5 protein-coding genes are annotated in these 7,069 nt (G+C 75.6%); 1 reads left to right on the top strand and 4 read right to left on the bottom strand.

Annotated features, from left to right (window positions below; all coding sequences use genetic code 11):
- Positions 1 to 1,151 (bottom strand): cytochrome P450 (locus PV350_RS42845; protein WP_500338797.1); only part of this gene is annotated, 1,151 nt, incomplete at its 3' end.
- 328 nt (positions 1,152 to 1,479) lie between these two features.
- Here PV350_RS42845 and PV350_RS42850 point away from each other — a divergent pair.
- On the top strand, positions 1,480 to 2,649 hold the full coding sequence (locus tag PV350_RS42850; protein ID WP_499511615.1) for a steroid 3-ketoacyl-CoA thiolase: 1,170 nt from the start codon (positions 1,480 to 1,482) through the stop codon (positions 2,647 to 2,649).
- 252 nt (positions 2,650 to 2,901) lie between these two features.
- On the opposite strand, the gene PV350_RS42855 is transcribed toward PV350_RS42850, so the two are convergent.
- From PV350_RS42855 to PV350_RS42865, 3 genes are read right to left on the bottom strand one after another with little or no spacing between them, the layout of a single operon-like run.
- Positions 2,902 to 3,777, bottom strand: coding sequence for an ECF transporter S component (locus PV350_RS42855; protein ID WP_499511614.1), 876 nt, complete (start codon positions 3,775 to 3,777; stop codon positions 2,902 to 2,904).
- On the bottom strand, positions 3,774 to 5,387 hold the full coding sequence (locus PV350_RS42860) for an ABC transporter ATP-binding protein (protein WP_500338800.1): 1,614 nt from the start codon (positions 5,385 to 5,387) through the stop codon (positions 3,774 to 3,776). Before PV350_RS42860 ends, PV350_RS42855 begins: the two co-directional genes overlap by 4 nt.
- Positions 5,384 to 6,412: a CbiQ family ECF transporter T component gene (locus tag PV350_RS42865; protein ID WP_500338801.1), complete on the bottom strand. Its 1,029-nt coding sequence runs from the start codon at positions 6,410 to 6,412 to the stop codon at positions 5,384 to 5,386. Before PV350_RS42865 ends, PV350_RS42860 begins: the two co-directional genes overlap by 4 nt.
- Positions 6,413 to 7,069: the final 657 nt, after the last annotated feature.

Consider the following 7,069-nt stretch of genomic DNA (forward strand, 5'->3'; position numbering starts at 1 on the left):
GCGTTGAAGATGAGGTCGATCTCGAGGCGGGCGAGACTGGCGCCGAGGCAGAAGTGGGGGCCGCCGCCGCCGAAGCCGAGGTGGGGGTTGGGGTCGCGGGTGACGTCGAAGGTGTCGGGGGTGGTGAAGACCTCGGGGTCGTGGTTGGCGGAGGCGTAGAAGATGCCGACGCGGTCGCCCTCGCGGATCTTGGCGCCGCCCAGTTCCGTGTCGTGGGTGGCGGTGCGCTGGAAGGAGGTGACCGGGGTGGCCCAGCGGACGATCTCGTCGGCGGCGGTGCGGGGGCGTTCGGCGCGGAAGAGGTCCCACTGGTCGGGGTGGGTGAGGAAGGCATGCATGCCGTGGGTGATGGCGTTGCGTGTGGTCTCGTTGCCGGCGACGGCCAGGACGAGGACGAAGAAGCCGAACTCGTCGGTGGTGAGGTTGCCCTCGTCCTCGGCGGCGACGAGCTTGGTGACGATGTCGTGGGCGGGGCAGGCCTTGCGTTCGTCGGCCATGTTCATCGCGTAGGAGATGAGCTCGATGGAGGACTCGGTGCCGATCTCCTCGGTGATGGCGAGGTCGGGGTCGTCGTAGCCGATCATGTTGTTGGACCACTCGAAGATCTTGCCGCGGTCCTCCTGGGGGACGCCGATGAGCTCGGCGATGGCCTGGAGGGGCAGTTCGCAGGCGACGTCGGTGACGAAGTCGCCGCTGCCGTGGGCGGCGGCGCCGGCGACGATGCGTTCGGCGCGCCGGCGCAGGGCGTCCTCGAGGGCACGGATGGCGCGGGGGGTGAAGCCGCGCTGGACGATCTGCCGCAGGCGGGTGTGCTCGGGCGGGTCCATGTTGAGGATGATCAGCTGCTGGGCGTCGATCCGGTCCCGCTGCATGTGCTCGTTGAAGCGGATGATCGCGGTGTTGGTGCGCGAGGAGAAGGTCTCGGGGGTGGTGGAGACCGTCTTGACGTCGGTGTGGCTGGTGACGGCCCAGTAGCCGTCGTCCCCGAAGCCCGCGATGCCGTGGGGCTGGGGGATCCAGGAGACGGGTGCGGTGCGCCGGAGGGCGGCGAACTCCGGGAGGGGTATGCGCTCCTGGTTGACGTCCGGGTCGGTGAAGTCGAAGCCGTCGGGGAGGGCGGGGCAGGAGGAGGGCGGCGGCGTGGCGGACATCGGCGGCTCCTGGTCCGGGTGGTCCGGCGTGGTCCGGGTCGTGCTCCGGTTGGTCCGGATGTCTCCGTGGTGGTCTCCGGGCTTGCCTGGGCGGCGGTCCGCGGACGTCCCCGCGCACCGCTTGCTGACGCTCCATCAGATGTGCCTGTGGACGGTAGCTCCGGCCTCTGCAAGTCGCAAGGCCCGTGACGGTGCGGATCGGCCGGCTTGGTGCACGACCCTTGCGCCCGCGTACCGCCGGTAATCAGACTGCTGGGCGGAACTAGAACGCGTACTAGTTCTGCCGTGGGCGCCGGGACGCCCCGCGGCCGAGGAGAGGACGAGGTACATGGCCGCTGAACCCGTCATCGTCGAAGCTGTACGCACCCCCATCGGCAAGCGCGGCGGCGCGCTCGCCAATCTGCACCCCGCCTACCTGCTCGGTGAGACGTACCGCGAACTGCTCGGCCGCACCGGCATCCAGCCCGACGCCGTGGAGCAGATCGTCGGCGGTACGGTCACCCACGCCGGGGAGCAGTCGATGAACCCGGCGCGCACCGCCTGGCTGGCCTGCGGGCTGCCGTACGAGACGGCCGCGACGACCGTGGACTGCCAGTGCGGTTCCTCGCAGCAGGCCAACCACATGGTCGCCAACATGATCGCGGCCGGGGTGATCGACATCGGCATCGGCTGCGGCGTCGAGGCCATGTCGCGGGTGCCGCTCGGCAGCGGCTCCAAGCACGGGCCAGGCAAACCCTTCCCGGACGAGTGGAACGTGGACCTGCCCAACCAGTTCGAGGCGGCCGAGCGCATCGCCCGGCGCCGCGGGCTGACCCGGGAGCACGTCGACCGGCTCGGGCTGATCTCGCAGGAGCGGGCCGGGCGGGCCTGGGCCGAGGAGCGCTTCAAGCGGGAGACCTTCGCCGTGCAGGTGCCCACGACGGAGGAGGAGCAGCTCGCCGGCCAGGGCATGTGGCGGCTGGTCGACCGCGACGAGGGGCTGCGCGACACCAGCATGGAGGCGCTGGCCGGGCTGAAGGCGATCATGCCGACGGCCGTGCACACCGCGGGGAACTCCTCGCAGATCTCCGACGGCGCGGCGGCCGTGATGTGGGCGTCCAAGCGGATGGCGCGGGCGCTGAAGCTGCGGCCGCGGGCCCGGATCGTGGCGCAGGCGCTGGTCGGCGCCGACACGCACTACCACCTGGACGGACCGATCGACGCGACGCGCGCGGTCCTCGGCAAGGCCGGCATGACGCTGGACGACATCGACCTCGTCGAGATCAACGAGGCCTTCGCCTCGGTGGTGCTGTCCTGGGCCCAGGTCTTCGACCAGGACCTGGAGAAGGTCAACGTCAACGGTGGCGCGATCGCCCTCGGCCACCCCGTGGGCGCCACCGGGGCCCGTCTGATCGCCACCGCGCTGCACGAACTGGAGCGCGCGGACAAGGAGTTCGCGCTGATCGTGATGTGCGCGGGCGGGGCGCTCGCGACGGGCACGATCATCCAGCGGATCTGAGCCGGCGGGACGCGGGCAGCGCACCGGGGCCTTGCGCCGGGGCGCTGCGCCGGGCCACCGACCAGGCCGACGGCACCCGCGACCGGCGGCCGGCCGTGCCGACCGGCAACAGCGGGAGCTGCCGCGCCACCTCGCGGCGCACGGCGTGCGGGCGGCGCCGGCCGACACCGGCGACACCGACCGCTTCGGCGCGTTCCTGCGCTCGGCGCCTCGCGCCCCCCGCGTCGCGCGCTGGTTCGCGACGCCGGCCCGTCAGCGCGCCTGGGGCGGCACGCGCGGCGCGCCGTCCGCGGTTCCGTCCCCGTCACCGTGCACGTCCGCGAAGGCCACCGGTGCGCCGAAGGCGGCGCGCCGGGTGGCCCGGCGCAGGGCGCGCAGCACGAACGGGCCCAGGGTGAGGACCAGGACGGCGGTCAGCACGGCGCGCGGGACGTCCCAGCCGAGCGAGGTGGCCAGGCAGTACGCGGCGAAGCGGGCGAGGTTGTCGGGGAGCGGGCCGCCCGGCACGAAGGAGACCCCGGAGGACATGCCGCCGAGGTAGGGCCAGCCCTGCAGGTTCATGATCGTTCCATAGGCGATCGAGGACACCGCCCCGTAGCCGGCGAGGAGGACGAGCTCGCCCCGGCCGCGCAGCCCGCCGGCGCCCGGGAGCAGGCCCGCGCCGAGCGCCACCCAGCCCATCGAGAGCATCTGGAACGGCATCCACGGCCCGACCCCACCCGTGAGCAGGGCCGACGCGAACATCGTCAGCGCCCCGAGTGCGAAGCCGAAGCCGGGGCCGAGCACCCGGCCGGACAGGACGACCAGGAAGAACATGGGCTCGATGCCCGCCGTGCCGCCGCCGAGCGGACGCAGGGCCGCGCCCGCGGCGGCCAGCACCCCCAGCATGGCGACGGACTTGGCGCTCAGCCCCTCCTCGTCGTCCGCGATCGTCGCCATGACGACGGCGAGCAGCAGCGGCAGCAGCAGCGCGAACAGCCAGGGCGCGTCCTCGCTGTGGGCGAGCCCCGAGCCCGGGTCGGCGAGCAGCGGCCAGCCGAAGGCGGCAACGCCGATCACCGAGACGAGCGTCAGCGCGACGACGGCCCGGCGGCCCAGCCGGACCGCGCGCGGCGGACGCGCGGTCACGCCGTGCCCGCCAGGGCCGCCTCGACCTGGCCGACCGTCAGCCAGGGCAGCGGGCCGAGCACCTTGGCCACCTGCGGGGCGAAGGCGGGGGAGGAGACGACGACGTCGGGGGTGGGGCCGTCCGCGACGAGGTCGCCGTCGGCGAGGACGACGACGCGGTGGGCGAGTTCGGCGGCGAGTTCGACGTCGTGGGTGGCGAGGACGACGGCGTGGCCGTCCGCCGCGAGGGCGCGCAGGTGCGCGGCGAGACGGGCCTTGGCGGCGTAGTCCAGGCCGCGGGTCGGCTCGTCGAGCAGGATCAGCGGGGGCCGGGCGGTCAGCACGACGGCGAGGGCGAGCGCGAGGCGCTGGCCTTCGGACAGGTCGCGCGGGTGGGTGCCGTCGGCTACCCCGGGCAGCAGTTCGCCGACGAGGGCACGGCAGGTGCCGGGGGTGGCGCGGGCGTCGGTGTCGGCGGCGGCGCACTCGGCGGCGACGGTGTCGGCGTACAGCAGGTCCCGGGGGTCCTGCGGGACCAGGCCCACGCGGCGGATCAGCTCCGCGGGCCTGGTGCGCGACGGCTCCAGCCCGCCGACGGTCGCGCTCCCCGACGTGGGGGGCCGCATCCCGGCGAGGGCGGACAGCAGCGTGGACTTGCCCGCGCCGTTGCGGCCCATGAGGGCCACGGTCTCGCCGGGCCGTACGGTCAGGTCGACCCCGCGCAGCGCCTCCAGCCGTCCGCGGCGCACGGTGAGTCCCGCCACGGCCGCGACGGGCCCGCCCGCGGCGGGCGCGGGCCGTGCGGGCGGGGTGCGGCCGGCGAGGCGTTCGCGCAGCGGGGCGGCGGCGCGGCGGGCGTCGCGCACCGACAGCGGCAGCGGGGACCAGCCCGCGAGACGGCCGAGCGCGACGACCGGCGGACGGACCGGCGAGACCGCCATGACCTCGGCGGGCGGCCCGGAGACCGGGGCGGCGCCCCCACCCGGGAGGAGGACGACCTGGTCGGCGTACTGCACGACCCGCTCCAGGCGGTGCTCGGCCATCAGCACGGTCGTCCCCAGGTCGTGGACGAGCCGCTGCAGCACGGCGAGCACCTCCTCGGCCGCGGCGGGGTCGAGCGCGGACGTCGGCTCGTCCAGCACCAGCACCCGCGGGTGGACGGTCAGGACGGAACCGATGGCGACGCGCTGCTGCTGCCCGCCGGAGAGGGTGCTGATCGGGCGGTCGCGCAGGTCGGCCAGGCCCAGCAGGTCGAGGGTCTCCTCGACACGGCGGCGCATCACGTCGGGGGCGAGGCCGATCGACTCCATGCCGTAGGCGAGTTCGTCCTCGACGGTGTCGGTGACGAAGTGCGCGAGCGGGTCCTGGCCCACGGTGCCCACCAGATGGGCGAGTTCGCGCGGTTTGTTGCGGCGTGTGTCGTGCCCGGCGACGGTGACCCGGCCGGTGAGGACGCCGCCGGTGAAGTGCGGCACCAGACCGGAGACGGCGCCGAGGAGGGTGGACTTGCCGGTGCCGGAGGGCCCGACGACCAGGCAGAGTTCGCCCTCGGGGACGGTCAGCTCGACACCGGCGACGGCGGGCGCCGCGGCGCCGTCGTACGTGACGGAGACCTGCTCGAAGCGGATCACGGGCGGGCTCCCTTCAGGTGCGCGGGCAGCAGCCCCAGCAGGACGGCGGCCGCGGGCCACAGCGGCAGCGACGGCGCGGTCAGCGGCACCACGGGCGGATCCAGGTCGGCGGGGGAGGCCCCGGCGGCCCAGATCGTCAGCGCGGCGACGGCCACGCCCGAGGCGGTGATCAGCCACGCCGTCGCGTCCCAGCGGTCGGGGCGGTAGCGGGTGCGGACGGAACGGCGCCCGCCCAGCCGCAGCCCCGCGACGGCGGCGGCCAGACCGGCCAGCAGCAGGGGCAGGCCGTACGCGGCGCCCGCGGCGGCCAGCAGCGCGTAGGTGCCGGCGCACAGCCCGAGCAGCCCGCCGAGAGTCAGCGCGACGGTCGCCCGGCGCACGGCGGGCCGCACCTCGGCCGTGCGGCCGTAACCGCGGGCGTCCATGGCGGCCGCGAGGGCGACGGAACGCTCCAGTGCGCCCTCCAGCACGGGCAGGCCGACCTGGAGCAGCGCCCGTACGCCCTTGTCCGCGCGGCCCCGCAGCCTTCGGGCCGTCCGCAGCCGCCGGACGTCGGCGACCAGGTGCGGCGCGAACGTCATCGCGACGACCACGGCGACGCCCGCCTCGTACAGGGCGCCGGGCAGCGACTTCAGCAGCCGCGCGGGGTTGGCCAGGGCGTTGGCGGCGCCGAGGCACGCCAGGAGCGTGGCCAGCTTCATGCCCTCCCGGAAGGCGAACCACAGCCCCTCGGCGGTGACCCGGCCGCCGAGACGGACGCCCCGCGCCCAGTCGGGCAGCGGTACTTCGGGGAGGGACACCACGGTGTGCGTGCCGGGGATCGGGGACCCCAGGACGACGGCGAAGGCGAGCCGGATGGCGATGACCACCAGACCCAGCCGGAGGAACGCGGCGTACGACCGCGACCAGGGCGCGTCCGGCACCCGGCACACCGCCACGACGTATCCGGCGACGGCGGCGAGCAGCGCGAGCAGCGCCGGGTTCGTCGTCCGCGACGCGGCCGTGGCGAGCCCCAGCGCCCACAGCCACCACGCCCCCGCGTGCGGCCCGCGCGTGCGGCCCGCCCGTCCGCCCTCGGCGCCGGTGTCCTTGGTGCGGTCCGGCAGCCGCAGCCGCAGCAGCGCGCGCAAGCGGGCGGAACCGCCGCCTTCCGCGCTGCGGGGGAGGGTGCGGTGGTCGCCCCCGGCGGGCGGCGTGAGGACCTGTCGGCGGCGTGTTGCGGCGCCGGGCAGGGCGGTTGCGTTGCCCGTGGGCGATTCGCCGGCGCCGCCCCCGCGGGTGATGTCCCGAACGAGCCGCGCTGCCGCGCCGCCGGGGCGGATGGCCGGGGCGGCCGACTGGTCGTGGCGCTGCGTCGCGGCCCGTGCGTGGGGTGCGGTGGCCGTGTGTGGTTCGCCGGCCTTGCGGAGGGGACTGTTGGCGCTGCCCAGGGGGGTGTTGTCCCGCCGGGTCCGCGTGGCCGTGACGGCAGGGCGGGCGGCCGGGGTGGGTGAGTCGCCGCGCCTGCGGGGGCGCAGCCGGGCGAGCAGGGCGAGGGTCCGCGATGCGGTGGCCGGCGTGCCGGTCGGCCCGTCCGCGGGTCCGCCGGTGCCGGCGCGGTGGCGTCGGCCCCCACCGGCGGTGGCCGCGGTGGGCGCGCCCTGCGTCGCCGCCCTGGCGGCGGGCGAGGGGAGGGCGGCGAC

Source organism: Streptomyces sp. PA03-6a, from assembly GCF_033792765.1.
Classification (GTDB): domain Bacteria; phylum Actinomycetota; class Actinomycetes; order Streptomycetales; family Streptomycetaceae; genus Actinacidiphila.